Here is a 23,108-nt window from a genome sequence, read left to right as displayed (position 1 = left end):
ACGTGCTACACGACCAGATCAGCGCAGGTCAGCGGCGCTTCAGGGCGGGACGGATCAGGAACGATCCATGGCCGTCCTTGACGCCCGTACAGCTCCGTAATAGAACACGTTTCAGATAGACCTAACCAAGCGCTTGATCAAGAGGTGACCCGCGTGCACATCGACCTTGTCGACAGGGACATTTACGCGAACGCCGGCCCACCCCACGACCAGCTAGCCTGGCTACGCGCGAACTCCCCCGTCCACTGGCACGAGGGCGAGCCCGGCTTCTGGGCCGTGACGCGCTACGAGGACGTCGTACACGTGTCACGACACTCCGACCTCTTCTCCTCCCACCGCAAGCTCGCCCTCTTCGACGACCTCCCCGAGGACCAGATCGCGCTCCAGCGCCTCATGATGCTCAACCAGGACCCTCCCGAGCACACGAGGCGGCGCTCGCTGGTCAACCGCGGCTTCACCCCGCGCACGATCGGAGCACTCGAACAGCACATCCGCGATATCTGCGACGACCTCCTCGACAAGCTGACCGGCGAGATCGACTTCGTCACCGAAGTCGCCGCACCCCTGCCTCTCTACGTGATCTGCGAACTGCTCGGAGCCCCGGCGGCCGATCGCGACAAGCTGTTCAACTGGTCCAACCGCATGATCGGCGCCCAGGACCCCGACTACGCCGCCAGCCCCGAGGAGGGCTCGGGCGCGGCCATGGAGGTCTACGCCTACGCCAACCAGCTCGCCGCCCAGCGCAAGGCGAACCCCAAGAACGACATCGTCACCAAGCTCCTCCAGCCGGACGAGCACGGCGAGACCCTCGGCGAGGACGAGTTCGACCTCTTCGTCCTCCTCCTCGTGGTCGCCGGCAACGAGACCACCCGCAACGCGGCCTCCGGTGGCATGCTCGCGCTCTTCGACCATCCCGACCAGTGGAACCGGCTGGTCGCCGACCCGACGCTGGCGAAGACGGCGGCGGACGAGATCGTCCGATGGGTCTCCCCCGTCAACCTCTTCCGGCGCACCTCGACCACCGACCAGGTGCTGGGCGGGCAGGAGATCAAGGAGAACGACAAGGTCGTGGTCTTCTACTCCGCCGCCAACCGCGATCCTTCCGTCTTCCCCGACGCCGAGACCTTCGACATCTCCCGCGACCCGAACCCCCACATCGGCTTCGGCGGCGGCGGAGCGCACTTCTGCCTGGGCAACCACCTGGCCAAGCTGGAACTGCGGGTCCTCTTCGAGCAACTGGCCCGCCGCCACCCCCGCCTCCGCCGGACGGGCGAGGTGCGGCGCCTGCGCTCCAACTTCATCAACGGCATCAAGGAACTACCCGTGACCATCGGCTGAGCCGAACCTCCTTCCTTGTGGCCGCCATCTTTCTGGGAATGGGTGGCTGGTCCTCCTACCGATCGGTGGCTGCAGTCCTTCCTGCTTTCGGTGGCGAGCGTCCCTTCCGGTCGCCGGCAGGCATTCCCGCCGGCCGGCGGCAGGCGTTCCCGCCCGAGCGGCAGCAGACGTTCCCGGGAGTGGGTGGCGGGCCTTCGTGCCGGTCGGTGACGAGCCCTCCTCGGGGTGGGTGGCAGACCTCTCGGTGGGGACGGGGCGCGAGGGTGGGGTCATCGGTAGCGGCGGCTGCGGCGGGCTGCGCGGATGCGGCCGAGGATGCGGATCGTGCCTTGCGGGCCCGGGCGCCAGCCGCGTTCGATCAAGGCGTTGGCCACGTGGTGGAGGAGGTCGGCGATCTGGCCGGGAATGACGTCCCGGCGGACGGCGATCACGCGCCAGCCACGTCGGCGCAGCTCCTCACGACGGTCCGCGTCGTGCTGCTGGTCGGCGGGTGAGGTGTGGTGCTGCTGGCCGTCGTACTCCACCGCGACCTTGAACTCCTCCCAGCCCAGGTCGAGGTAGGCGAAGCGGTCTTCGCCCAGCTCCACCTTGATCTGGGTGGTGGGTCTGGGGAGGCCGCCGTCGACCAGGATGACCCTGAGCCAGCTCTCCCGGGGAGAGGCTGCGCCGCGGTCGGCGAGGCTGAGGGTTTCGCGGAGGCTCCACGTGTTGAGGGGCCGGTGCCAGAGGGCTTCCAGGTCCACGCCTCTGCGGGCGAACTGGTCGAGAACGGCCACGGCTTCCGTGCGCGGCAGCCAGCGGGCGCAGTCGAGGGCCGTGCGAGACATCGTGGTGAGACGGATGCCTCTGTGCTCCGTGATGTCCTCGTCGGGGAGAGGCACCACGTAGGTGACGCAACCGGGGATCGCGAGGTGGCCTTGAGCGGTCAGCTCCACCGGCCAGTCCTCCTCCGGTGTGGAGAGGGTCTTGATGCCCCAGAGGTGTGCTGCTGTCTGACGGCAGATGGTGGCCTGCGGGGCCGCTCGCGTCACGGAGCGGGCGCGTTCCGCCAGAGATGAGGGAGGTGGGGTCGCCGGTCTTGTGGACGATGACGGCGCAGGTGGGAGGGGTGTGCCCGGCGGCGAAGGGGGAAGTAGCGGTGAGTTCATGGGCGAAGGATGCCGCGAGCGGGCCGAGCGGGGAGGGGCAGAACGGCGTTCTGTGGACGGGCGCGTGGCTACCGGCCCGTCCACAGAACCAGCCCGACCTCCTCGGTACGGCGAGCCGAACGCCTACGCCATGATGATCGGCTTCCAGTCCGGCACCTCCAGGTAGCGTCGCAGCTCGGCGACCCCCGACAGGAACCCGCCCCAAGCCGCGTACGGCGGGTTCGCCTGGTCGAAGCCGCTCTGCACCAGCGTCAGCCGCGTCTTCCCGCCGGCCCCCTCCAGCTCCCACGTCCCGACCCCGCCGTCACCCCAGTCCACGGAGAACTTGCGGTCGGACACGACCTCCAGCACCTTGGCGGGGTCCGGGTTGTCGTCGAAGCCGCCCATGGCCAGGCGCCCGCCCTCGTACGGCTCGATGTCGACCCGGTAGCCGAACCACAGCGACACCGCGTCCGAGTCGGTGATCGCGTGGAACACCTTGGACGCCGGCGCGTCGATCGAGACCTCGACCCGCATGTCCGTGGAGGTGTAGTCCTGCATGGGCGTCGGCACCCGGCCGGTCAGGTGATCGGCCAGGTTTGCCAGCACCTGGCACCAGTACGTCTGCAGCACCCCCCGGATGCTCTTGCCCGTGATGACGTCCTGGAAGTCGAAGTGCGTCTGGGACAGGGTCAGGATCGTCCGGTCGTCGCCATCGGCCTCGATCGACAGCTCGGTGGTCGTCTCCTCGCCGTCGAGCAGCCACGCGAAGCGCAGCGTGCGCTCGTCCGCGTGCAGCAGCCGCTGGTGCGGCGCGTCGCCCTCCGGCGTCGTACGGCCCCAGAACGCGAACCGTTCCGGCAGCTCCACCTCGACGTGCTCGGCCAGCCAGACACGCAGGTCGGCCGGATCGGTCAGCGCGCGGCGCACCCGCTCGACCGGGGCCGGGATGCCTGCTCGGACGATCATGGGCTCAGTCATGGTCTCGTTCTCCTCTGGGCTCTTGAGCGGTCTGCGGATAGCAGGCGAGCGCCAGCTTGAAGGCGTCGCCCTCGGTCCCGCCGTAGCGGGTGAACAGGTCCTGCAGCATGCTCTGCAACTCGTTCAGGAACTCCTGGCGGTTCTCCGGACGCACGCGGATCTCTCCGGAGATACCGATGGACGGCAGCTCGGAGGCGGCCCTGTCGAGCGCCGCGATGTCGGCCTGGACCTCCTCCATGAGGTCGAGCAGGTAGCCGAGGCTGAGCTGGTCGCGGGCCTTGCGCAGCCCGAGCCTGCCCACGAGCCGGGGCGACAGCCAGTACGAGCGTGCTCCGGCCTGGTAGATGCCCTCGTGGATGCCGCGCACCTTGCGCTCGGACACCTGATCGACCAGGCCCGCTTCGACCAGGCGCTTCACGTGGTAGTAGACCCGCTGCGGCGTCTGGCCCAGGCGTTCGGCCACCTCTGAGCAGGTGCGCGGCTCGGCGAGCTGCCGCAGCACCTCCACGCGCTGCGGTTTGAGCAGGGCTTCGGCCTGCTCGATCTCTTCGAGGTACAGGACGTCTCTCATGGCAAAAGCAATTTTTTACGTAAAAAACCGGCTTGTCAATGGTCCGTGAGGGAGGGAAGGGGATTGAAACGCGCGGGCGCCCATGGGCGAAGCACGTGGGATGGAGGCGGGGTGCGGACGCACATACCCAGCGCCCCGGGCGCAGGAGGCAAGGAGGCAGAGGCCAGCAGTCAGCAGCCCCTAGCAGCAGTCAGCGGCCAGAGGTCAGGAGTCAGGGGTCAGCGGGGGATCACGGCCAGGAGCTGTCGTCGTGCGGGTCCCCACCATCCGTGAGCAACCGCAGATCCGCCTCCACCATCATCGCCACCAGCTCATCGAACGACACCCGAGGCTCCCACCCCAGCTGCACCCGAGCCTTCTTCGGATCCGCACACAACAGATCCACCTCGGCCGGCCGATGCAACGTCTGATCGGTGACGACGTACCGCTCCCAGTCCAGCCCCGCCGCACTGAAGGCCGCCTCCACCAGCTCCCGGACCGACTTCATCCGCCCGGTCCCGATCACGTAGTCCTCGGGCTTGCCGGCCTGCAACATCAACTGCATGGCCTTGACGTAGTCACCGGCATACCCCCAGTCGCGCCGCGCCTCCAGGTTCCCCAGCCGCAGCTCCGAGGCCAGCCCCAGCTTGATCCGGGCCACCCCCAGCGACACCTTCCGGGTGACGAACTCGGCGCCGCGCCGCGGCGACTCGTGGTTGAACAGGATCCCGGACACGGCGAACATCCCGTACGACTCGCGGTAGTTCTGCGTGAGGAAGTGCCCGTACGCCTTGGCCACCCCGTACGGCGACCGCGGGTGGAAGGCGGTGCGCTCGTTCTGCGGAGTCTCGCTGACCTGCCCGAACATCTCAGAGGACGAAGCCTGATAAAAGCGGATCTGTCCACCGGAGCCCGACGACCGCGACACGCCCGAGCACACCCGGATGGCCTCGAGCATGCGCAGCACGCCCATCCCGGTCACCTCGGCCGTGAGCTCGGCCTGCTCCCACGACATGGGCACGAACGAGATCGCCCCCAGGTTGTACACCTCGTCCGGCTGTACCCGCTCCACGGCCGAGATCAGCGACCCCTGGTCCAGCAGATCCCCCCGCACCACCCGGACGTCGGCCAGCAGCTTCCGCATCCGCGACACGCGCGGGTTGGCCTGCCCCCGGGCCAGCCCCCAGACCTCGTACCCCTCTTCGAGCAGGTGCTCCGCCAGATAGGAACCGTCCTGGCCGGTGATGCCGGTGATCAGAGCGCGCCTGGCCAAGGGGTCCTCCAACTATCGCCTGCCCTGTCCCTTTGAGACGGGAATGTACAGCTAAGCACTTCACAAGGACATCAGGCCACGTAGAACACGTTCCACCGAACCACGCTCGGTTACGGCAATGTCGCAGTTCGCACGCCCTGCAACGGCCGTTGTGAACAATTCCAGCCGACCTACCGAATGGTAGCCTTCTCGGACTAAGGTCATCTTTCACGGTACACGCCCGACTCCGGGCCCTACCGGCGGAGAAAGGGGTGTCCGTGCGGGAGCGAAAGCTGCGGATCGCGCTTCTGTCCTACCGCAGCAAGCCCACCTGTGGTGGCCAGGGGGTCTACCTCCGCCACCTGAGCCGGGAGCTGGTCGCGCTCGGGCACCACGTCGAGGTGTTCTCCGGCCAGCCCTACCCCGAGCTGGACGAGGGCGTCATCCTCCGGAAGGTCCCCAGCCTCGACCTCTACCGCGACGAGGACCCGTTCAGAACGCCCAAGCTGCACGAGTACCGCGACTGGATCGACTGGCTGGAAGTCGGCACCATGTGGACCGCCGGGTTCCCCGAGCCGCTGACGTTCACGCTGCGGGCCCACCGCGAGCTGAAGAAGCGCGTCGGCGACTTCGACGTCGTGCAGGACAACCAGACCCTCGGGTACGGCCTGCTCGGCATCCAGAAGCTGTTCCCCGTGGTCGGCACCATCCACCACCCGATCAGCGTGGACCGCCGCATCGAGCTGGAGGCCGCCCAGGGCGCCAAGAAGCTCACCATGCGCCGCTGGTACGGCTTCGTGAAGATGCAGTCGCGCGTCGCGCCGAAGCTGAGCCCGATCCTGACCGTCAGCGAGTCGTCGCTGGCCGACATCCACCGCGACTTCAACGTCCCGCAGGCCAACATGCGCCTGATCCCGCTCGGCGTGGACACCCGCTACTTCCACCCGCGCCCGGACAAGCCCAGGCGCAGGGGCTCGATCGTGGCCGTGGCCAGCGCCGACTCCCCCATGAAGGGAGTCGCGACGCTGCTGCGCGCGGTGGCGAAGCTGGCGACCGAGCGCGACGTGAACCTCACCGTGGTCAGCAAGCCCACCCCCGGCGGCCCGACGGAGCAGCTCGTGCAGGAGCTGTCGCTGCAGGACCGGGTGCGGTTCGTGCACGGCATCTCCGACGACGAGCTGGGCGAGCTGATCGCCACCTCGGAGATCTCGGTCGTGCCCTCCCTGTACGAGGGCTTCTCGCTGCCCGCCGTCGAGCACATGGCCTGCGGCACGCCGCTGGTCGCCAGCCGTACGGGCGCGCTGCCCGAGGTCGTCGGCGACGCGGCCGTGCAGGTGCCGCCGGGCGACCCCGAGGAGCTGGCCGCGGTGCTGCGCCGCCTGCACGACTCGCCGGAGGAGCGCGAGCGGGTGGGCCAGGCCGGATACGACCGCGTCATGGAGCGCTACACCTGGCACGTCGTGGCCAAGCGGACCGTGGAGGCGTACCACGAGGCCATCGAGAACCACAAGAGGAGAGGCTGACCAGTGCTGACCGTGGACTTCGCCCGCTTGCCCGTGGGTCCGGGCGTGCGCGTGCTCGACCTGGGCTGCGGCGGCGGCAGGCACGCCTTCGAGGTGCTGCGCCGCGGGGCGGACGTGATCGCGTTCGACATGGACCAGTCCGAGCTGGACGGCGTGGCGAGCATGTTCGTGGCGATGGACAAGGCGGGCGAGGTGCCCGAGGGCGCCACCGGCGAGATCGTCCAGGGCACCGCGCTGGACATGCCGTTCGAGGACGAGAGCTTCGACCGGGTCATCGCGGCGGAGGTGCTGGAGCACATCCCCGACGACATGGCGGCCATGCGCGAGATCTTCCGCGTGCTCAAGCCCGGCGGCACCGCGGCCGTGACCGTCCCGAGCTTCCTGCCCGAGCGGATCTGCTGGGCGCTGGACGAGGACTACCACACAGCTCCCGGCGGCCACGTACGCATCTACACGCTCGCCGAGCTGTCGGCCAAGCTGAAGTCCACCGGCTTCGAGATCGGCCCCCACCACCACGCCCACGGCCTGCACGCGCCGTACTGGTGGATCAAGTGCGCGGTCGGCGTCAACAACGACGAGCACCCGCTCGCCAAGGCGTACCACGAGCTGCTGGTCTGGGACATCATGAAGCGCCCCGCCGCCACCAGGATCGCCGAGGCCCTGCTCAACCCGGTCATCGGCAAGAGCGTGGTCCTCTACGTCAGGAAGCCATGATCTCCCGCGAGGAGGTCGTCCGTACGGCCGGGAGCATCGCGGCGATCCAGCAGGACGACGGCGGCGTGCCCTGGCCGGAAGGCCACGTGGACGCGTGGAACCACGTCGAGTGCCTGATGGCGATGTCCGTGGCCGGCCTGGACGAGCCGGTGCGCCGCGGCTACGCCTGGCTGGCCCGCCACCAGCGCGCCGACGGCTCCTGGCCGATGAAGCTGGTCGACGGCGTGCCGGCGGAGCCGGGCGGCGAGACCAACCACGCCGCCTACGTGGCCGTCGGCGTCTGGCACCACCACCTCGTCACCGGCGACCGGCGCCTCACCGAGGAGAGCTGGCCGATGGTCAAGGCCGCGCTCGACTACGTGGCGGGGCTGCAGACCGAGCGCGGGGAGATCGTCTGGGAGCGCGACGGGCAGGGCAGGGCCTCGACGTACGCGCTGCTCACCGGCTGCTCCTCCATCCACCAGGGGCTGCGCTGCGGCGTGCTGCTCGCCGACCACCTGGGCGACCCGCAGCCGCACTGGGAGCTGGCCGCCGACCGGCTGGCCCACGTGCTGTCGGCGCATCCGGAGGCGTTCGCGGACAAGAGCCGCTTCTCCATGGACTGGTACTACCCGGTGCTGGGCGGCGCGGTGCGCGGGCAGCAGGCGCTGGAGCTGCTGGAGCGCGAGTGGCAGACGTTCGTGGTGCCGGGGCTGGGCATCCGGTGCGTGTCGGACCAGCCGTGGGTGACCGGGGCCGAGACGTGCGAGCTGGTGCTGGCGCTCGACGCGCTGGGTGAGCGGGAGCGGGCGCGCGCGCTCTTCGCCGACATGCAGCACCTGCGGCACGAGGACGGCTCGTACTGGACCGGCTGGCAGTTCGCCAACCGCAAGCACTTCCCGCACGAGCGCTCCGGCTACACCGCCGCCGCCGTCGTGCTGGCCGCCGACGCGCTGCTCGGGCTCTCGCCAGGGGGCGGGCTGTTCCGCGACATCGACGGGACCGCCGTGTTCGATCCGGAGGTCTGCGGCTGCGCCGCAGTGCACACCGAGGGGCTCTGAGCCGCCCGCACAACCGCTTTTGCGGGTTCTTTGCCCGTACGGGCCGGTGCGCCGCCGATGCGTCGCTCAGCGGGCTTACTAGCTTCTGAGTGACGTACGAGGCGTCTTCGGGGGAAGCGTGGGCGACACGGGCACACCATCGTTCTTGGATCAGGTCAGGACCGAGCCGACACCGGGTCCGGCGCTTTCCGGGGCCAGGGGGCTGCGGCGGTTGCTGGCCAAGGATCCGCTGGAGTCCGATCTGAGCCGGCGCAGGTTCCGGCACAGGGGCGGAGCGTCGCGGACGGTCTTCACGAAGTCCGAACGGTCGTACGTGTTCGGCTACAACGCGGTGATGTCACGAGAAGCCGAGAAGGCCGAGGAGCTCCCGGAGGACCAGCGGCCCTTCGCCTACGAGGGGGCCGCGGCCGCCTGCACGCTGCTCGACCTGCTCACCCTGACCCGGGGCCGGCGCCTTCACGAGCTACTTGCCGGCCCCGCCCAGCATCACCGCCACGCCGCCTACCTCGGCGCCGGCCGCGCGTACGCGCTGCTGCGGCTGCGCCCGGTGTGGGGCGCGCGCCGGGCCCATCCGCTGCTGCGGTGGCTGGCCGTGGACGGGTTCGGCTTCCAGTGGAGCCTGTCCAGGGCCGACCGCATGGTGGGCGAGCGCACGATGCCCGACCTGCTCACCAGGGCGCACTGCGCGGTGTTCGACCAGGGGCTGGGGCGGCTGCTCTGGTACCACGAGTGCGGCGCGCCCGACGACGTCTCCGCCAGGATCGCCGGGTACGCGATCCCGCGGCGGGCCGACCTGTGGAGCGGGGTCGGGTTCGCGGCGGCGTACACGGGCGGGGCCGAGGCCGACGAGCTGTGGTGGCTGACCGAGCGGGCCGGGGCCGACGGCTTCCGCGCGTACCTGGCCCAGGGCTGCGCGTTCGCGGTGGCGGCGCGGCTGCGCTCGGGAGAGCTGCCCGGCCACACGGCTCAGGCGGCGCCGATCCTGGCGGGCGCCGATCCGGAGGAGGCGGCCTCGTGGACCGACAGGGCGCTGATCGCGCTCGGCCACGAGGCGCACACGCACGAGGACTTCCGGCGCTGGCAGACGCAGACCCGGGGCTCCTGGACCCGCCGCCACCGCTACTGAACGACTCCTTACCGGAGGAGCCGGACCGCCGGCGGGAGCGGCGCGGCGACGGGGCCGGCGCGGAACGACTGGAGCATCAGGGCGGCGAAGCGGCGCGACGCCGCCACTCTGAGCTCGGGTGACGCCGCGCGGATGCCCTCGTTCGCCATCAGCGCCACGACGACGTCCTCCAGGACGAGATCCGCCCGCAGCCCGCCCGACTCCTTCGCGCGCCGGACGAGCTGCGCGAACAGGCCCATCGTGCGCTCGCGGTCGGCGGTGAAGTACGGCAGCCGCGAGGTGAACGCCCGGGAGAGCCCCCGGTCGAGCGCGTGCACCTCCATCAGCTTCTCGACCACCTGGCAGAACCCCTGCCACGGGTCGCCCGCCGCCAGCCCCTCCTCGACGACCGCCGAGCACATGGCCATCGGCTCGGCGAACGCCTCGGCGAGCAGCGTCTCCTTGGTCGGGAAGTGCCGGTAGACGGTGGCCGGGCCCACCTGCGCGCGCCGGGCGATCTCCCGGATCGGCACGTCGAGGCCCTCGGCGGCGAAGGCCGCGCGGGCGACCGCGAGGATGCGCGCGCGGTTGTCGCGGGCGTCCGAGCGCGACTTCTGACTCACTTCGGCCGTCACCGCTCTCACTTTAGTCAAACGGACGGGGTGCTCCGTTACGGTCCCGTCGCATGAGAGCAGTTCAGTTTTCCGAGTACGGCCCGCCCGCCGTGGTGCGGGTCGCCGAGGCCGAGGAGCCGCACGCCGGCCCGGGGACGATCAGGATCGCCGTCAGGGCGTCCGGATTGTCGGTGGGAGAGACGTACATCCGCTCGGGGAGGATGCGGGAGGTGGTGCCCGTGACGTTCCCGTACCGGACCGGGTTCGACGCCGCGGGAGTGGTGGACGAGGTCGGCGAGGGCGTCATGGGCGCCGGCATCGGCGACGAGGTGTTCGGCATGACCGCGATGAGCGAGCGGGGCGCGAACGCCGATCACGCGGTCCTGGCCGCCTGGGCTCCCAAGCCCGCCGTGTGGAGCTGGGAGGAGGCAGGTGGCGCCGCGGGCAGCGTCGAGACGGCCACCAGGGTGCTCGACCGGCTGGCGGTCGGCGCCGGGCACACCGTGCTGGTGCAGGGCGCGGCCGGCGGGGTGGGCACGGTCGCGGTGCAGCTGGCGGTGGCCAGGGGCGCCACCGTCATCGGTACGGCCCGCGAGCGGAACCACGACCTGCTGCGCTCGCTCGGCGCGCGGCCGGTGACGTACGGGACGGGGCTGCCCGCGCGGGTGCGCGCGCTGGCACCGGACGGGGTGGACGCGGTGTTCGACTGCGCGGGAGGGGCGCTGCCCGACCTGATCGCCATCGCCGGCGACCCGGCGCGCGTGGTGACGATCGCCCCCGACCTCACCGCGGCGGCCCTCGGCGTGCACATGTCGCACGGCGTGGCGGGAGACGAGACGTCGTCGGCCATCGGGGCCGCCGCCGACCGGCTGGCGGTGCACGGCCTCGGCCTCTCTGTCGAGCTGGCCGCTCAGGGCAGGCTGCGGGTGCCGGTCGCGGCGGCGTTCCCGCTCACCGAGGCCGCCGCCGCGCACGAGCTGAGCGAGCGCGGCCACGACCCCGGCAAGATCGTGCTGGTGAACTGATCAGATCCCCGGCCCGACCCGCTCCAGCACGCGCATCGACCCGGTGACCGACACCTCCTCGAACGCGCCGGAGTCCAGCGCCCGCCGGTACACACGGTACGGCGCCTGCCCCCCGTCGGCCGGGTCGGGGAAGACGTCGTGGAAGACCAGCGCCCCGCCCGCCAGCACGTGCGGCGCCCAGCCCTCGTAGTCGCGGGTCACGGGCTCCTCGGAGTGACCGCCGTCGATGAACAGCATGCCGAGCGGCGTGTTCCAGAGCCCGGCGACCCGCTCCGACTTCCCGACGACCGCGATCACCTCCTCCTCCAGCCCCGCGGAGGCGATCGTGGCCCGGAACGTCGGCAGCGAGTCCATCTTCCCGAACCGGGGATCCACCAGGGTCGGGTCGTGGTGCGCCCACCCCGGCTGGATCTCCTCGGAGCCCCGGTGGTGGTCCACCGTGACGACCACGGAGCCGCTCTGCCTGGCCGCCGCACCGAGGTAGATGGCCGACTTGCCGCAGTAGGTGCCGATCTCGCAGATGGGGCCCAGCTTGCCGTACCGGCAGGCCGTCTCGAACAGGGCCAGCCCCTCGTGGGGCGGCATGAATCCCTTGGCGTGTTTCGCCGCGTAGAGCAGCTCTGACGGCATCGTCATAGGCATGCACCCTAGCCGAACCGAATAACATTCCAAACGGCTCTTGCAGGGCCGATCTGCAACCTGTTCTACTTGGCAGCGTGAATCAGCGCGCTCGCATCGCCATGTCGGACGACGAGGTCACCGCCTTCCTGGAGGGCTCGCGCAAGCTGCAGCTCGCGACCATCAACGCGGACGGCACCCCCCACCTCGTCACCATGTTCTACGGCCTGGACGAGGGCAAGATCGCCTTCTGGACCTACGCCAAGGCGCAGAAGACCCGCAACCTGAGCCGCGACCCCCGGGTGAGCTGCCTCGTCGAGGCCGGCGAGGACTACGCCGAGCTGCGCGGCGTCCTGCTGTACGGCAAGGCCGTGCGGGTGGACGACCGCGACCGGGTCCTGGCCATCGGCCTGGCGATCGCCCGCCGGATGACTCCGGGCGTACCGGACGAGCTGATGCTCCCGTACGTGGAGAAAACCGGCGCCAAGCGGGTTGCGTACGTCGTCGAGCGCACGAGAGTGGTCTCATGGGACCACAGGAGGCTCACATGAAGGTCAAGGTGGACGAGCTGGTCTGCGAGGCCAACGCCGTGTGCATGGGGCTCGCGCCGGAAGTGTTCGAGGTGGACGACGACGACCAGCTCCACATCCTGCTGCCGGAACCACCCCCCGAGATGCGGGACCGTGTCCGCCATGCGGTCAGGTCCTGCCCGAAAGCCGCTCTGTCCCTCGAGGACTAGCCCGCGGGAAACGAGGAGGAACCCCCATGCGCGCCGCGATCCTGCACGCCGTAGGCAACGACAAGCTCGACATCCGTGACGACGTCACCCTGGCCCCTGTCGGGCCGGCCGACGTACGCGTCCGGATCAGGGCGACGGGCGTCTGCCATTCCGACCTGTCTGCCATGACCGGTGTGCTGCCCCAGCCCGTGCCGCTCATCCTCGGCCACGAGGGCGCGGGTGAGGTGGTCGAGGTGGGCGAGCACGTCACGTCGGTCAAACCCGGCGACCACGTCGTGATCAGCTGGCGCCCGGCCTGCCAGGAGTGCGAGCTGTGCGTGGGCGGCCAGCCGTTCCTGTGCATGAAGTACGTCATCGAGTCCTTCAGCAAGGGCAACTTCCGGCTCGGCGACGGCTCCACGGTGTTCGGGATGGCCGGGTGCGGCACGTGGGCGGAGGAGATCGTCGTGCCCTGGCAGGGCGCGATCAAGATCGACGAGGACGTGTCGTGGGAGGCCGCGGCCCTGATCGGCTGCGGCATCACCACCGGCGTCGGCGCCGTGCTCAACACCGCGAAGGTCCGCCCCGGCTCGACGGTCGCGGTGGTCGGCTGCGGCGGCGTCGGCCTGGCCGTGATCCAGGGCGCGCGCATCTCCGGCGCCAGGACGATCCTGGCGATCGACCCGCTGGCGTCCAAGCACGAGCTGGCCAGGAAGGTGGGCGCGACCCACGCGGTGACGCCCGAGCAGGTCCCCGAGGCGCTGAACGAGCTCACCGGCGGAGGCGGCTTCGACTACGCCTTCGAGGTGGTCGGCAAGTCCGCCACGATCCAGAGCACCTGGCAGCTCGCCAGGCAGGGCGGCGACGTCATCGTCGTCGGGGCGGGCGCGATGGACGACAAGGTCTCCATCTCCGCCTTCAGCCTGCTGTTCGAGGGCAAGAACCTGCTGTCCAGCCTGTACGGCGAGGCCGACGTGCGGCACGACTTCCCGTACTTCGCCAAGCTCCACAAGTCCGGCCTGCTGGACCTGGAGTCGATGATCAGCTCCCGGATCCGCCTGGCCGACCTGAACGACGCGGTCGCGGCGCTGAAGGGCGGCGAGGTGCTGCGCCAGATCGTCCTCATGGACTGACGACGCCCGCGCAGGTCCTCCCCCGCGCCCGGGGGAGGATCCGCCTGCGTCCCCCGGCTTACAGGCCCGCCCTCCTACGCCCGCCGTAGTACCCGCGGAAGCCCTCGGGGAAGGACGACCGGGCCGGGCCCGGGGCGCGACGATCAGCCGTGACCGCCTTCGCCCTGGTCACCGCCATCGGCGTGCTGTCCGCGCGGCGCCCGTAGCCGGAGCGGGGGGCGCCGCGCGGCGCGCGTCAGGTCGTGGAGAAGGCCGCGTCGAAGGCCGTCGTCGGCGGGGTGATGGAGTTCAGCCGGCGGATGTAGGCCAGCGCCTCCTTGGCCCCGTCGAGCCGGTCCATCCCGGCGTCCTCCCACTCGATCGAGATCGGGCCTTCGTACCCGATCGAGTTGAGCGCGCGGAAGCAGTCCTCCCAGGGCACGTCGCCGCGCCCGGTGGAGACGAAGTCCCAGCCCCTGCGCATGTCGGCCCACGGCAGGTGCGACGACAGGCGTCCCTTGCGGCCGTCACCGACCCGCATCCGCGTGTCCTTGCAGTCCACGTGGTAGATGCGGTCCTTGAAGTCGAGGATGAACCCGACCGGGTCGAGGTCCTGCCACACCATGTGGGACGGGTCCCAGTTCAGGCCGAACGCGGGCCGGTGGCCGATGGCCTCCAGCGTGCGCACGGTGGTGTGGTAGTCGTAGGCGATCTCGCTCGGGTGCACCTCGTGGGCGAAGCGCACACCCACCTCGTCGAAGACGTCGAGGATGGGGTTCCAGCGGTCGGCGAAGTCCTGGTACCCGGCGTCGACCATCGACGCGGGCACCGGCGGGAACATCGCCACCGTGTGCCAGATCGACGAGCCCGTGAAGCCGACCACGGTGTCCACGCCGAGCAGGGCCGCGGCGCGGGCGGTGTTCTTCATGTCCTCGGCCGCGGCCTGGCGCACCGACTCGGGGTCGCCGTTGCCCCAGATCCGGGCCGGGAGGATGGCCTTGTGGCGCTCGTCGATGGGGTGGTCGCAGATGGCCTGGCCGACGAGGTGGTTGGAGATCGTCCACACCTTCAGGCCGTGCTTGTCGAGCTGGGCCCGCTTCTGCTCCACGTACGCGGGGTCCGCCACGGCCTGGGCCACGTCGAAGTGGTCGCCTGAGCAGGCGATCTCCAGGCCGTCGTAACCCCATTCCGCCGCCAGCCTGCACACCTCCTCGAACGGCAGGTCGGCCCACTGTCCGGTGAACAGCGTGACTGGTCGCATCAGTCCTCCACGTTCGTGTAGCGGCTTCCGTCAGCCGCGCTGCGCTCGACCGCCTCCAGCACCCGCTGCACCCGCAGGCCGTCGGCGAACGACGGCGTGGGGTCGGCGCCGGTGGCGACCGCCTCCAGGAAGTCCTTGATCTCGTGGGTGAAGGTGTGCTCGTAGCCGAGGCCGTGGCCGGGCGGCCACCAGGCGCCGACGTACGGGTGGTCGGGCTCGGTGACCAGGATGCGCTCGAAGCCGCCGCCTCCGGCGCTGAACCACAGCTCGTTCATGGCCTCGAAGTCGAAGGACAGGCTGCCCAGCGAGCCGTTGAGCTCGATGCGCATCGCGTTCTTGCGCCCGTTGGCGAAGCGGGTCGCCTCGAACGAGGCCACCGCGCCGCCCGACATCCGGCCGATGAACAGGGCCGCGTCGTCCACCGTCACCTCGCCCCTGGCGGCGGACCCGGTGGCCCCGAGGCCGGCCGACTCGGTCGCCAGGGGACGCTCCTTGATGAACGTCTCGGTCAGCGCCGACACGCCCACCAGGTTCTGCCCGGTGATGAACTGGGCGGCGTCCACGATGTGCGCGCCGATGTCGCCGAGCGCGCCCGAGCCGGCCTTGTCCTTCTGCAGCCGCCAGACCAGCGGGAACTCGGGGTCGACGATCCAGTCCTGCAGGTACTGTGCCCGCACGTGCCTGATCTCGCCGATCCGGCCCTCCTCGACGTACCGGCGGGCGAGCGCGATCGCGGGCACCCGCCGGTAGTTGAAGGCCACCATGCTCTTGCCCTGCGCGGCGGCGGCCGCCGCCACCATGGCCTCGGCCTCGGCGACGGTGTTGGCCAGCGGTTTCTCGCAGAGCACGTGCTTGCCGGCCTGCAACGCGGCGATGGCGATCTCCGCATGGGAGTCACCGGGCGTGCAGATGTCGACGATCTGCACGTCGTCGCGCTTGACCAGCTCTCTCCAGTCCGTCTCGATGTCGGCCCAGCCGAGCTGTGCCGCTGCCGCCTCGGTGCGTTCCTTCGACCGGCCCGCGAGCACCGCCATGCGGGGCGCGACCGGCAGGTCGAAGAACGCTCCGACGCTGCGCCAGGCTTGGGAGTGGACGCGGCCCATGAAGGCGTAGCCGACCATGCCCACGCCGATGGTGGTTCTGTCTGACATGCAACCCCCGATCAGGATCAGGATTCGAAGCCGAGTGCCAGGTACTTCTCGACGTTCTCCTTGGTGATGGTCTCGGACGCGAGCGTGATCGACTGGGGAACCTGGTTCTCCACCAGATCGCTCATGCCCTTCCCCTGTGCTATCAGACGCGCCAGCTTGATCGCCGAGGAGGCCATGGTCGGCGAGTAGGTGACGGTGGCCTGCAGCACGGAGCTGCCCGACTGGATCTCGCGCATGGCGTTCAGCGAGCCGGCCCCGCCGACCATGATGAACTCGTTGCGGCTGGCCTCCTTGATCGCGGCCAGCACGCCGACGCCCTGGTCGTCGTCGTGGTTCCAGAGCGCGTCGATCTTCTTGTGCGCCTGCAGCAGCGAGGTGGCCACCTCGTTGCCGGTCTCGACCGTGAACTGGGCGTCCTGCTTGGCCGTGACGCTGAACCCGTACGACTTCAGCGCGTCGGCGAAGCCCTTGCTGCGGTCCTGCGTCAGCGGCAGCGTGGCGATGCCCTGGATCTCGACGATCACGGGGTTCGAGACGCCCTTGTCCTTGAGCTGCTTGCCGATGAAGTGCCCGGCCGCCACGCCCATGCCGTAGTTGTCGCCGCCGATCCACGACCGGTAGGCCAGCTTGTCGGGGAAGATCCGGTCGAGGTTGACGACCGGGATGCCGGCCGCGGTGGCCTGCATCGCGACCTGGTTGAGCTGCTGGCCGTCGTTGGGCAGGATGACCAGCGCGTTCACCTTGGCCGCGATCAGCGACTCCACCGCGGAGATCTGCTGGTTGATGTCGTTGGTCGGCTCCACCGGCTTGAAGTCGATGTCGGTGTACTGCTTCGCGGTGGCCTCGGCGTTCTTGGCGATGGCCGCGATCCAGCCGTGGTCGGCCGCGGGCGCGGAGAAGCCGATCGTCACCTTGGTGCCCGGCTGGTCGTTGCCGCTGGCCGCCGGGGCGGGTGCCGGGGCGGCGCTGGTGGGGCTCGCGGCGGGCTCGTTGCTGGTGCAGCCCGCCGCCAGCAGCGCGGCTCCGCCGAGTCCGCCGATGAGGAATCCCCGGCGCGCGACGTTGTCACTCATGGTGCTCTCTCCTTCAGATTCCGCCGCTGGAGAAGGACGGCGACGACAATGATCAGGCCCTTGGCGATCAGCTGGTCGCTGGTGTTGAGCCCGTTGAGGATGAACAGGTTGGTGATGAGGGTGAAGATCAGCAGGCCCAGGATCGAGCCCACGATCGTGCCGCGGCCGCCGGTGAGCAGCGTGCCGCCGATGATCACGGCGGCGATGGCGTCGAGCTCGTACAGGTCGCCGTGGGTGGACGAGCCGGTGGTGGTGCGGGCCATGATCAGGATGGCCGCGATGCCGCAGCACAGGCCCGACAGCGCGTACAGCAGCATGGTGTGCTTGCGTACGTCGATGCCGGCCAGGCGGGCCGCCTCGGGGTTGCCGCCGACCGCGTACGTGCGCCGCCCGAACGTCGTGCGGTTGAGCACGATCCAGCCCAGCACCACGACCAGCGCGAAGATGTAGACCAGCAGCGGGATGCCCAGCAGGCGCGTGGTGGAAAGTTCCACGATGGCCGTGTTGTCCGCCCCGATGAGCTGCGTCTTGCGGTCGGACATGCGCTGCGCGAGCCCTCGGGCGGCCACCAGCATGGCCAGCGTGGCGATGAACGGCACCAGCCGCCCGTAGGCGATCAGTATGCCGTTGACCAGCCCCGCTCCGGTGCCGACGAGGATCGCGCAGATCGCCATGACGACCGGCCCGTACGACTGTGTGGCCACGGTCGTGGCCCAGACGCTGGCCAGCGCCATGACCGCGCCCACCGACAGGTCGATGCCCCCGCCGATGATGACGAACGTGGCGCCGACCGTGATGACGCCGATCGTGGCGGCCAGCGACAGGATGCTGACCAGGTTCGAGGTGGTCAGGAAGTTCTCGGGGCGGGTGATCAGGCCGACGACGACCAGCAGCGCCAGCGCGCCGAGCAGGCCGAGGTGGCGCATCTCGCTGACCCCGCGGATCGACGGCAGAGCCGGTGCGGCCTTGGTCGTGGGCTCGCCCATCACGCCGCCCTCCCATTCATGATCATGTCCAGTACGCGGTGCTCGTCCAGCTCCTCGGCCTCTCCCTCGTGGATGACGGACCCTTCACGCAGCACCAGCACCCGATCGGCCAGGCCCAGCACCTCGGGCACCTCGCTGGAGACCAGCAGCACGCCGATGCCCTGCTCGGCCAGGTCGTGGATGACCGCGTACAGCTCGGCCCTGGCCCCCACGTCCACGCCTCGGGTGGGCTCGTCGAGCAGGAGCAGCTTGCGCCCGCCGAGCAGCCAGCGGGCGAGCACCGCCTTCTGCTGGTTGCCGCCCGAGAGGGTCCTGATCGGGCGTTCCGGGTCGGGCGGGCGGATGCTCAGCAGCTCCGACAGCCGCTTGGCCTCGCTCCGCTCCCGCTTGCGGTCGATCCAGCCGAACCTGGCGAACCCCGGCAGGGTGCCCAGCGTGATGTTGGCCGTGACGCTCTGGTCCAGCAGCAGGGCCTGGGCCTTGCGTTCCTCGGGGGCCAGGCCCATGCCGCTCCTGACCGTGCCGACCACGCCGCGGCGCACCGGGCGTCCGTCGAGCAGCACGCGGCCCGTGGCGGGGCGGGCGCCGTACACGGCCTCCAGGATCTCCGAGCGGCCCGAGCCGACGAGACCGGCCAGGCCGACGATCTCGCCCGCGCGTACGGCGAACGAGACGTCCTTGAAGACGCCCGGCGAGGACAGGCCCTCGACCCGCAGCACCTCCTCGCCGAGCTTGCGCCCGCCCCTGGGCGGGAAGACGTACTCGACGTTCCTGCCCGTCATGAGCGAAACGATTTGCGTGGTCGGCGTGTCGCGGGCGGGCAGGCCGACCGCGACCGTGCGGCCGTCCTTCAGCACCGTGACGCGGTCGCCGATCTCGCGGATCTCCTCCAGGCGGTGGGAGATGTAGACCACGGCCACACCCTGGGCGGTGAGCTCGCGGATGATGCGGAAGAGGTTGGCCACCTCGTCGTGGGCGAGCGCGGCGGACGGCTCGTCCATGATGATCAGGCGGGCCTCGTGGGAGAGCGCGCGGGCCATCGAGACGACCTGCTTGGCCGCCGGGGACAGCCGCCCGACCTCCGCCGCGGGCCGGATCTCCGGGTGCCCGAGGCGTTCCAGCACCTCGCGCGCGGCCCGCCGGCCCGCGGCCCTGTTCACGAAGCCGAGGCGGGCGTGCTCGTGGCCGAGGAAGATGTTCTCGGCCACGCTGAGGCCGTCGACCAGGTCGAGTTCCTGGTAGATGGTGGCGAAGCCGAGCTTGATGGCGTCGATGGGGCTGCCGGGGCGCACCTCGGTCCCGTTGAACGAGATCGTGCCCTCGTCCGGCTGGTGAACTCCGGCCAGCACCTTGATCAGAGTGGATTTGCCGGCGCCGTTCTGGCCGAGCAGGCAGTGCACCTCGCCCGCCCGCACGTCCAGATCGACCCCGTCCAGCGCTCGCACGCCGGGGAACTGTTTGACGATGCCCTTCATGACCAGCATCGGGTGGTCCCTTTCAGGCGTTGACGATGCGGTTGATGTTGTCCGGTGACAGGTAGTGCTCGATCGCGAGGATCCCGGCGCCGAGTGCGGCGGCGTTGATCCCCGTACGGCTGGGCGTGATCGACAGGTGGTGCGTGGCCAGCGGGAGAGAGCGGCGGTAGACCGTCTCCCTGATCCCGGCCAGCAGGTGCTCGTGCACCCGCGACAGCGCGCCGCCGATCACGATGACTTCGGGGTTGAAGAAGTTGACCAGGCTGGCCAGCACCTCGCCGATGAGCCGGCCGGCCTCCCTGACCAGGCGCAGCGCCTGGGTGTTGCCCGACTGGACGAGGGCCACCACGTCGGCGCCCGTCTCGGCCGCCAGGCCCAGCTCGGTCAGCCGCCGCGCGATGGCGGCGCCGCCGGCCACGGCCTCCAGGCAGGCGCTGTTGCCGCACCGGCAGCCGGCGTCCTCGTGGCCGCTGACCCTGATGTGGCCGATGTCGCCCGCCGAGCCCTGCGCGCCCCTGTGCAGCTTGCCCTCGGCCATGATGCCGCAGCCGATGCCGGTGCCGACCTTGACGAACAGCAGATGCTTGGTGTCGGCGAACGCCTCGCGGTGCTCGCCCAGCGCCATCACGTTGACGTCGTTGTCCACCAGGACCTCGACGCCCTCGAAGTAGTCGGGGACGGGGTAGTCGTTCCAGCCCGGCATGATCGGCGGGTTGTTCGGCCGGCCGGTGGCGAACTCCACCGGCCCCGGCACGCCGATCCCGACCGCCCGCAGCGCGCTCCTGGGCCGGCCCGCCCGGCCGAGCAGGTGGTCGAGCCGCTGGTCCACGTGGGCGAGCACCTTCTCGGGGCCCTCGCCGATCAGCAGCGCGTCCTCGCACTCGGCCAGCACGTCGCCCGAGATGTCCATGAGCGCGACCCGGCAGTGGGTGGCGCCCAGGTCCACGCCGGCGAAGGCGTGGTCCTCGGTGTGCAGGCGGAGCTGGCGCGGAGGGCGGCCGCCGGTGGACTCGCCGCTCTCGGTCTCCTCGACCAGGCCGCGCTCGATCAGCGCGTCCACGCGCTGGGAGATCGTGGACCTGGCCAGGCCGGTGAGCCTCGCCAAATCGGAACGGGTCGTCGCGGAGCCCGCGCTGATCAGCGTCAGCACGTCGCCGGCGGAGCCCGGCTGGGGGGTCATGCCGCGACAATAAGATCACCGATGGGGCAAATCAAGAGTGTGGATCGACCAAACTCCCCCAACTTCCGCCGAAGATCGAACAAAGCCCGCTTATTGCCCTATTTGTCCTAAAACGCGAAGGCGCCGGCCCCCCTTCATCCGGGGGACCGGCGCCTCACCTTTCGCCGATCAGAGCATGGCCTTCATGGAGTCGGCCGCCGTCAGCACGTACGGCTGCTCGGCCATCACCGACTCCCAGTTGCCCGCGATCGCCTCGGGCGTCAGGTCGTCGGTCTTCCATCCCGGCCCCTCGGCCACGAACACCCGCGCCACCTTGCCGCCCCCGACCGTGAACACCTCGCCGCTGGCCTCGCACGACTCGTGCACGAGATAGGCCACCAGCGCGCTGACCCGCTCCGGCGTGAACTTGGCCTCGAACTCGGCCGGCAGCAGCGCCTCGGTCATCCGCGTCCACGCGACGGGCGCGATCGCGTTGGCCTTGATGCCGTTGCGCGCGCCCTCGATGCCGAGCGTCTTGGTCAGGCCGACCAGGCCCATCTTCGCGGTGGAGTAGTTGGCCTGGCCGAAGTTGCCGAACAGGCCGGCGGGGCTGGAGGTGTTCACGACCCGGCCGTAGCCGGCCGCCTTCATCAGCGGGTACGCGGCCTGGCTGACGAGGTAGGAGCCGCGTACGTGCACGGCCAGCACCGCGTCGAACTCCTCGACCGTCATCTTCCCGAACGACTTGTCACGCAGGATGCCCGCGTTGTTGACGACGATGTCCACCCTGCCGAACGCGTCCACCGCCGCCTGGACCAGGGCCTTGGCGCCCTCGGGGGTGGCGACGTTGTCGGCGCTGGCCACGGCCTGGCCGCCGTTCTTCGTGATGAGGTCGGCCACCTCCGCCGCGGGGCCCGCCGAGGCGCCCGTGCCGTCGAGCGCGCCGCCGAGGTCGTTGACGACGACCTTGGCGCCCCGCTCGGCCAGCAGGAGCGCGTGCGACCTGCCCAGGCCGTGCCCGGCCCCCGTGATGATCGCGACCCTGTCATCGAACCGAAGCATCGAACCTCCCAGGCGAGGAGAACAACATTCTAGTCCTCAGTACGATAACCGCCCCTACCCCGGGTTTCGAGGTCGAAGACCGCCTTTCCCGTACGTGGTCCCGCTCCGGCTCGCCAACCGGCGGGTCAGGGCAGGCGCCACAGGTCGGGCTCGCCCGGCTCCCTGACCAGGCGGCCCTTCGCCTCCAGCCACGCCAGGTGCGCCAGCGTCTCGTTGTTGGCCGAGCGCCGCATGAACGGCGGGATCGTCTCCCAGGGCCGCGACCACGTCAGCCGGGTGGCCACGTCCCAGCAAGCGGCGGCGCCGGCCGCGCCCACCACCTGCTCGATCTCGGCCAGCCGCGCGTCGTGGTGCGCCATCACGGTGTCCACCCGCTCGGCCAGCTCCAGGAACCGGTACTCGTGCGCGGGCAGCACCTCGTCCACCTCCAGCTTGCGCACGGCGTCCAGCGAGTCGAGGTAGTCGGCCAGCGGGTTCGGCCCCGACTGGGGGTGCACGGCCACGATGGGCGTGATCTTCGCCAGGACGTGGTCACCGGAGAACAGCACCCTGCGCTCCGGCGAGACGAAGCACAGGTGACCGGGCGAGTGCCCGGGCGTCCAGATGGCCCGCAGGTCCCAGCCCGGCAGGTCGAGGTCGTCTCCGTCCTCGACCAGCCGGTCCGGCCTGGCCATGGAGACCATGTGCCTGATCATCATGGAGGCGCCGGCCAGCTCGTCCAGGGTCAGGTCGGGCACGCCGCAGCGGCGCAGCAGCGCCCGCTCGCGCTGGACCAGGGAGTCGATGGCCTCGTCGTCGTAGCGCTCGCGGACCAGGCGGGCGTCCGCGGGGTGCAGCGCGATCCAGGCGCCGGAGCTCTCCCTGATGCGGCCCGCCAGGCCGTAGTGGTCAGGGTGGATGTGGGTGACCAGCACGCCCTTGACGTCGGTGATCGCGTACCCGGCCACGCCCAGGCCCGCCACGAGCGCGTCGTACGCCTCGTCGGTGTTCCAGCCTGCGTCGATGATCGCCACGCCGTCGGGCAGCTCGAGCGCGTAGACCAGCACGTACCTGAGAGGGTTGATCGGGATCGGGACCGGGATGGACCACAGGCCGGGACGTACCCGCTCGACGCCGGGGAGCGTCCCGCCGACCCACGCCTCCCGCTGTGCGGGGTTCGCGGGGGTCACCACAAATTTCGCCACATGCCCGAATATAGTTCTGCGTCCGAATCATGTTCTACTT

23 protein-coding genes are annotated in these 23,108 nt (G+C 70.3%); 9 read left to right on the top strand and 14 right to left on the bottom strand.

The genetic code is table 11. From position 1 onward, the window contains the following. Positions 1 to 153: 153 nt before the first annotated feature. Entirely contained in the window at positions 154 to 1,338 is a 1,185-nt protein-coding gene (locus HD593_RS05815; RefSeq protein WP_185101106.1) for a cytochrome P450, read from the top strand. A gap of 269 nt (positions 1,339 to 1,607) precedes the next feature. Here HD593_RS05815 and HD593_RS05810 read toward each other — a convergent pair whose 3' ends face one another. The 4 genes from HD593_RS05810 to HD593_RS05795 all read right to left on the bottom strand — a co-directional run bounded on the left by HD593_RS05810 (position 1,608) and on the right by HD593_RS05795 (position 5,269). After that, positions 1,608 to 2,369 (bottom strand): endonuclease domain-containing protein, encoded by a 762-nt coding sequence (locus tag HD593_RS05810; RefSeq protein WP_185101104.1) that lies wholly within the window; start codon positions 2,367 to 2,369, stop codon positions 1,608 to 1,610. 240 nt (positions 2,370 to 2,609) lie between these two features. Further along, positions 2,610 to 3,446, bottom strand: coding sequence for an SRPBCC family protein (locus HD593_RS05805; protein WP_185101103.1), 837 nt, complete (start codon positions 3,444 to 3,446; stop codon positions 2,610 to 2,612). Beyond that, positions 3,439 to 4,017 (bottom strand): transcriptional regulator, encoded by a 579-nt coding sequence (locus HD593_RS05800; RefSeq protein ID WP_185101101.1) that lies wholly within the window; start codon positions 4,015 to 4,017, stop codon positions 3,439 to 3,441. Before HD593_RS05800 ends, HD593_RS05805 begins: the two co-directional genes overlap by 8 nt. A 229-nt stretch (positions 4,018 to 4,246) precedes the next feature. Continuing rightward, positions 4,247 to 5,269 carry a GDP-mannose 4,6-dehydratase gene (locus HD593_RS05795; RefSeq protein WP_185101099.1) on the bottom strand — a complete coding sequence of 341 codons (1,023 nt, stop codon included), beginning with the start codon at positions 5,267 to 5,269 and terminating at the stop codon, positions 4,247 to 4,249. Positions 5,270 to 5,520: 251 nt separating this feature from the next. Between HD593_RS05795 and HD593_RS05790 the strand changes: the two genes are divergently transcribed. From HD593_RS05790 to HD593_RS05775, 4 genes are all read left to right on the top strand, one after another. Beyond that, the gene (locus HD593_RS05790) at positions 5,521 to 6,771 is read left to right on the top strand and encodes a glycosyltransferase family 4 protein (RefSeq protein ID WP_185101097.1); all 1,251 of its coding nucleotides are present in this window, start codon (positions 5,521 to 5,523) and stop codon (positions 6,769 to 6,771) included. A gap of 3 nt (positions 6,772 to 6,774) precedes the next feature. Beyond that, positions 6,775 to 7,485 (top strand): class I SAM-dependent methyltransferase, encoded by a 711-nt coding sequence (locus tag HD593_RS05785; protein ID WP_185101095.1) that lies wholly within the window; start codon positions 6,775 to 6,777, stop codon positions 7,483 to 7,485. Further along, a complete protein-coding gene (locus tag HD593_RS05780; protein WP_185101094.1) occupies positions 7,482 to 8,525 on the top strand; it encodes a glycoside hydrolase family 15 protein in 1,044 nt (347 codons plus the stop codon). The genes HD593_RS05785 and HD593_RS05780 overlap by 4 nt, the downstream gene beginning before the upstream one ends. Before the next feature lie 145 nt (positions 8,526 to 8,670). Then, positions 8,671 to 9,651 (top strand): DUF1702 family protein, encoded by a 981-nt coding sequence (locus HD593_RS05775; protein WP_185101092.1) that lies wholly within the window; start codon positions 8,671 to 8,673, stop codon positions 9,649 to 9,651. An 8-nt stretch (positions 9,652 to 9,659) separates the two neighbouring features. On the opposite strand, the gene HD593_RS05770 is transcribed toward HD593_RS05775, so the two are convergent. Then, positions 9,660 to 10,265: a TetR/AcrR family transcriptional regulator gene (locus tag HD593_RS05770; RefSeq protein ID WP_185101090.1), complete on the bottom strand. Its 606-nt coding sequence runs from the start codon at positions 10,263 to 10,265 to the stop codon at positions 9,660 to 9,662. A gap of 50 nt (positions 10,266 to 10,315) precedes the next feature. Between HD593_RS05770 and HD593_RS05765 the strand changes: the two genes are divergently transcribed. After that, positions 10,316 to 11,269 carry an NADP-dependent oxidoreductase gene (locus tag HD593_RS05765; protein WP_185101089.1) on the top strand — a complete coding sequence of 318 codons (954 nt, stop codon included), beginning with the start codon at positions 10,316 to 10,318 and terminating at the stop codon, positions 11,267 to 11,269. Here HD593_RS05765 and HD593_RS05760 read toward each other — a convergent pair whose 3' ends face one another. Then, positions 11,270 to 11,911, bottom strand: a complete 642-nt coding sequence (locus HD593_RS05760) for a class I SAM-dependent methyltransferase (RefSeq protein ID WP_185101087.1) — start codon at positions 11,909 to 11,911, stop codon at positions 11,270 to 11,272. 74 nt (positions 11,912 to 11,985) lie between these two features. On the opposite strand from HD593_RS05760, the gene HD593_RS05755 reads away from it, so the two are divergent. From HD593_RS05755 to HD593_RS05745, 3 genes are read left to right on the top strand one after another with little or no spacing between them, the layout of a single operon-like run. Continuing rightward, the gene (locus HD593_RS05755) at positions 11,986 to 12,438 is read left to right on the top strand and encodes a pyridoxamine 5'-phosphate oxidase family protein (RefSeq protein WP_185101085.1); all 453 of its coding nucleotides are present in this window, start codon (positions 11,986 to 11,988) and stop codon (positions 12,436 to 12,438) included. After that, the gene (locus HD593_RS05750) at positions 12,435 to 12,626 is read left to right on the top strand and encodes a ferredoxin (protein WP_185101084.1); all 192 of its coding nucleotides are present in this window, start codon (positions 12,435 to 12,437) and stop codon (positions 12,624 to 12,626) included. The genes HD593_RS05755 and HD593_RS05750 overlap by 4 nt, the downstream gene beginning before the upstream one ends. Before the next feature lie 26 nt (positions 12,627 to 12,652). Then, a complete protein-coding gene (locus HD593_RS05745) occupies positions 12,653 to 13,738 on the top strand; it encodes a Zn-dependent alcohol dehydrogenase (RefSeq protein ID WP_185101082.1) in 1,086 nt (361 codons plus the stop codon). Positions 13,739 to 13,973: 235 nt separating this feature from the next. On the opposite strand, the gene HD593_RS05740 is transcribed toward HD593_RS05745, so the two are convergent. The 8 genes from HD593_RS05740 to HD593_RS05705 form a co-directional block, all read right to left on the bottom strand. Beyond that, entirely contained in the window at positions 13,974 to 14,981 is a 1,008-nt protein-coding gene (locus tag HD593_RS05740) for a sugar phosphate isomerase/epimerase family protein (protein ID WP_185111685.1), read from the bottom strand. Next, positions 14,978 to 16,129, bottom strand: a complete 1,152-nt coding sequence (locus tag HD593_RS05735; RefSeq protein WP_185101080.1) for a Gfo/Idh/MocA family protein — start codon at positions 16,127 to 16,129, stop codon at positions 14,978 to 14,980. The genes HD593_RS05740 and HD593_RS05735 overlap by 4 nt, the downstream gene beginning before the upstream one ends. A gap of 17 nt (positions 16,130 to 16,146) precedes the next feature. Continuing rightward, positions 16,147 to 17,202, bottom strand: a complete 1,056-nt coding sequence (locus tag HD593_RS05730; RefSeq protein ID WP_185101079.1) for an ABC transporter substrate-binding protein — start codon at positions 17,200 to 17,202, stop codon at positions 16,147 to 16,149. Further along, positions 17,199 to 18,188, bottom strand: a complete 990-nt coding sequence (locus HD593_RS05725; protein WP_185101077.1) for an ABC transporter permease — start codon at positions 18,186 to 18,188, stop codon at positions 17,199 to 17,201. The genes HD593_RS05730 and HD593_RS05725 overlap by 4 nt, the downstream gene beginning before the upstream one ends. Then, positions 18,188 to 19,672: a sugar ABC transporter ATP-binding protein gene (locus HD593_RS05720; protein WP_185101076.1), complete on the bottom strand. Its 1,485-nt coding sequence runs from the start codon at positions 19,670 to 19,672 to the stop codon at positions 18,188 to 18,190. Before HD593_RS05720 ends, HD593_RS05725 begins: the two co-directional genes overlap by 1 nt. 13 nt (positions 19,673 to 19,685) lie before the next feature. Continuing rightward, positions 19,686 to 20,843, bottom strand: a complete 1,158-nt coding sequence (locus HD593_RS05715) for an ROK family transcriptional regulator (RefSeq protein WP_185101074.1) — start codon at positions 20,841 to 20,843, stop codon at positions 19,686 to 19,688. Between the two features lie 168 nt (positions 20,844 to 21,011). Next, positions 21,012 to 21,884, bottom strand: coding sequence for an SDR family NAD(P)-dependent oxidoreductase (locus HD593_RS05710; RefSeq protein ID WP_185101072.1), 873 nt, complete (start codon positions 21,882 to 21,884; stop codon positions 21,012 to 21,014). Between the two features lie 125 nt (positions 21,885 to 22,009). After that, complete coding sequence (locus tag HD593_RS05705) at positions 22,010 to 23,068, bottom strand: MBL fold metallo-hydrolase (RefSeq protein ID WP_312903366.1); 1,059 nt, start codon at positions 23,066 to 23,068, stop codon at positions 22,010 to 22,012. Between the last annotated feature and the right edge of the window lie 40 nt (positions 23,069 to 23,108).

The sequence above is a fragment of the Nonomuraea rubra genome (assembly GCF_014207985.1).
Classification (GTDB): Bacteria; Actinomycetota; Actinomycetes; order Streptosporangiales; family Streptosporangiaceae; genus Nonomuraea; species Nonomuraea rubra.
This window is presented reverse-complemented; position numbering and strand designations above follow the sequence as displayed.

Excerpts from the sequence above, each read along its gene's own strand:
- HD593_RS05805 (WP_185101103.1), bottom strand. The coding sequence starts at position 3,446 with ATGACTGAGCCCATGATCGTCCGAGCAGGCATCCCGGCCCCGGTCGAG.
- HD593_RS05800 (WP_185101101.1), bottom strand. The coding sequence starts at position 4,017 with ATGAGAGACGTCCTGTACCTCGAAGAGATCGAGCAGGCCGAAGCCCTG.
- HD593_RS05780 (WP_185101094.1), top strand. The coding sequence starts at position 7,482 with ATGATCTCCCGCGAGGAGGTCGTCCGTACGGCCGGGAGCATCGCGGCG.
- HD593_RS05765 (WP_185101089.1), top strand. The coding sequence starts at position 10,316 with ATGAGAGCAGTTCAGTTTTCCGAGTACGGCCCGCCCGCCGTGGTGCGG.
- HD593_RS05760 (WP_185101087.1), bottom strand. The coding sequence starts at position 11,911 with ATGCCTATGACGATGCCGTCAGAGCTGCTCTACGCGGCGAAACACGCC.
- HD593_RS05750 (WP_185101084.1), top strand. The coding sequence starts at position 12,435 with ATGAAGGTCAAGGTGGACGAGCTGGTCTGCGAGGCCAACGCCGTGTGC.
- HD593_RS05745 (WP_185101082.1), top strand. The coding sequence starts at position 12,653 with ATGCGCGCCGCGATCCTGCACGCCGTAGGCAACGACAAGCTCGACATC.
- HD593_RS05735 (WP_185101080.1), bottom strand. The coding sequence starts at position 16,129 with ATGTCAGACAGAACCACCATCGGCGTGGGCATGGTCGGCTACGCCTTC.
- HD593_RS05730 (WP_185101079.1), bottom strand. The coding sequence starts at position 17,202 with ATGAGTGACAACGTCGCGCGCCGGGGATTCCTCATCGGCGGACTCGGC.
- HD593_RS05725 (WP_185101077.1), bottom strand. The coding sequence starts at position 18,188 with ATGGGCGAGCCCACGACCAAGGCCGCACCGGCTCTGCCGTCGATCCGC.
- HD593_RS05720 (WP_185101076.1), bottom strand. The coding sequence starts at position 19,672 with ATGCTGGTCATGAAGGGCATCGTCAAACAGTTCCCCGGCGTGCGAGCG.
- HD593_RS05715 (WP_185101074.1), bottom strand. The coding sequence starts at position 20,843 with ATGACCCCCCAGCCGGGCTCCGCCGGCGACGTGCTGACGCTGATCAGC.
- HD593_RS05710 (WP_185101072.1), bottom strand. The coding sequence starts at position 21,884 with ATGCTTCGGTTCGATGACAGGGTCGCGATCATCACGGGGGCCGGGCAC.